3 protein-coding genes are annotated in these 2076 nt (G+C 60.3%); 1 reads left to right on the top strand and 2 read right to left on the bottom strand.

All coding sequences use genetic code 11. From position 1 onward, the window contains the following. Together QT222_RS01920 and QT222_RS01925 are read right to left on the bottom strand one after the other, a co-directional pair. Positions 1-293 (bottom strand): SAM-dependent methyltransferase (locus QT222_RS01920; protein ID WP_491476131.1); only part of this gene is annotated, 293 nt, incomplete at its 3' end. Between the two features lie 148 nt (positions 294-441). Next, complete coding sequence (locus QT222_RS01925; RefSeq protein WP_004058475.1) at positions 442-870, bottom strand: arsenate-mycothiol transferase ArsC; 429 nt, start codon at positions 868-870, stop codon at positions 442-444. 361 nt (positions 871-1231) lie between these two features. Here QT222_RS01925 and QT222_RS01930 point away from each other — a divergent pair, with 361 nt between their 5' ends. Continuing rightward, positions 1232-1975, top strand: a complete 744-nt coding sequence (locus QT222_RS01930) for a DNA polymerase sliding clamp (RefSeq protein WP_004058477.1) — start codon at positions 1232-1234, stop codon at positions 1973-1975. Positions 1976-2076: the final 101 nt, after the last annotated feature.

Raw genomic sequence — 2076 nt, forward strand, 5'->3', positions numbered from 1 at the left:
TCCGTCAATTGTTCTTTCGTCTCGTCTTCGGTCATGTCGCCGCGAATCGTCTCGCTGTTGTGGCGGTCGAGGACGCGGATTCGCTGGAGGTCGACGCCGACGACTTTGCCGTGGTCACCGACCTTCTCTGAAGCGACCTGAAGCCACCCACCGGGGGCGGCACCGAGGTCGACGACGGTGTTGCCCGGACCGAACAGTCCGGCGTCCTCGTCGAGTTGTTTCAACTTGTAGGCCGAGCGGGCGCGGTAGCCCTCCTGTTTGGCCTTGTTGTAGTAGTGGTCCTTGCGCGCCATGGTTAGTTGCCCGTCAGTAGCGTATCAGGCCGTATACCGCCTTCGGCTTACATTGGAGGTGTGCAAAGACGGGTCATGCGCCGATTCCAGCGGTACCCGTATCTCACGAGAATTCATCCGTCACCGACGACTCGGCAGTCGTCAGTCGTCAGTCGTCGCCCACGACTTCGTCGAACAGCGCGGACACACGGCGTTCGATGTCGTCTCGAATCTCTCGAACCGCATCGAGTTCCTGCCCGTCGGGGTCGTCGAGCGCCCAATCGCGGGCATCGCCGCGCCACGTCATCGGACAGATTCCCTCGGCGGAACAGCCCATCGTGACGACGATATCCACGTCCATGATGTCGTCTTGGCTGATAGCTCTCGGTGTCTCGTTTTCGAGGGAGAATCCGTCCTCACTCATCACCTCGACCACCTCGTCGTGGACGTGGTCTGCGGGGTCGGTCCCACCGGTGACGATGTCGATTCGGTCGCCGACGTCGCGCTCGTCTCGCTCGCGTCGAGCGAACGCCGTCGCCATCTGGCTTCGACCAGCGTTCTGGACACAGACGAACGCGATGCGGGTCTGTTCACTCATTTGTTATCACTCCGGTCGGGAACGAACCGACTGAACCGCGTCGTATGTTGCGCCATACAAGGACGGTTGCACAATTAGACATATGACTGCGTCGAAGCCTGCAACGCCTTTTTTCTGGATTTTAGCAGTAGATAACCCGTGCCAATAAGAGTCATTGTGAGGCGTCCGGAGACCATGGGAATCGACCTCGCCGTCGCACAAGGAGACCCGAACCACCTCGTCGCACACGACACCCCAACCTCGTCGCACACGATACCCCAAATTCGCCACGGGGGCGCACACGCGGGAGGGCGTGCGGGAACATCATATGATGAGCCCAAATCAGGAGTATTTTTAAGACCGATGTCGTACGACGGCACATATGTTCAAGGCCATCGTGAGTGCCGCGACGCTCCGGGACGCGCTCGACTCTGTGAGCGTCCTCGTCGATGAGTGTAAGATTCGACTCAACGAGGAGAGGCTCTCTATCCGTGCCGTTGACCCCGCGAACGTCGGTATGGTGGACCTCTCGCTCGACGCTGCGGCGTTCGAATCCTACGAGGCTGACGGCGGCGTCATCGGTGTCAACCTCTCTCGCCTCGAAGAGGTCGCTGGCATGGCGGGTTCGGGTGACCTCATCCACCTCACGCTCGACGAGGAGACGCGCAAACTCAACATCCGCATCGACGGACTCTCGTACACGCTCGCGCTCATCGACCCCGATTCGATTCGACAGGAGCCGGACATTCCGGACCTCGACCTTCCTGCGAACATCGTCCTCGAGGGCACGCACCTCGACCGCGGTATCAAGGCGGCCGACATGGTTTCGGACCACATCCGTCTTCGCGTCGACAGCACCGAAGAGACGTTCCACGTCGAAGCCGAAGGCGACACCGACGATGTCGACCTCTCGCTTCCCCCGGCGGACCTCATCAGCATCGAAGCTGGTAGCGCCGACTCGCTGTTCTCGCTCGATTACCTCAAGGACATGAACAAGGCGATTCCGGCCGACGCCGAAGTCACCGTCGAACTCGGCGAAGAGTTCCCGGTCAAACTCCACTACCAGATTGCCGAAGGGATGGGCAACATCACGTACATGCTCGCCCCGCGCATCCAGAGCGACTAATCGAAGCGGCGAGGCGTTTCGACTCTCCTCTCTCTGGACCGTCCTAGCCGTTCTACGAACATCCGACCCGAGAGAGCAATCTACGAGACAGAAGACAGACC

It is taken from the genome of Haloferax sp. s1, from assembly GCF_058382125.1.

Excerpts from the sequence above, each read along its gene's own strand:
- QT222_RS01930 (WP_004058477.1), top strand. The coding sequence starts at position 1,232 with ATGTTCAAGGCCATCGTGAGTGCCGCGACGCTCCGGGACGCGCTCGAC.
- QT222_RS01925 (WP_004058475.1), bottom strand. The coding sequence starts at position 870 with ATGAGTGAACAGACCCGCATCGCGTTCGTCTGTGTCCAGAACGCTGGT.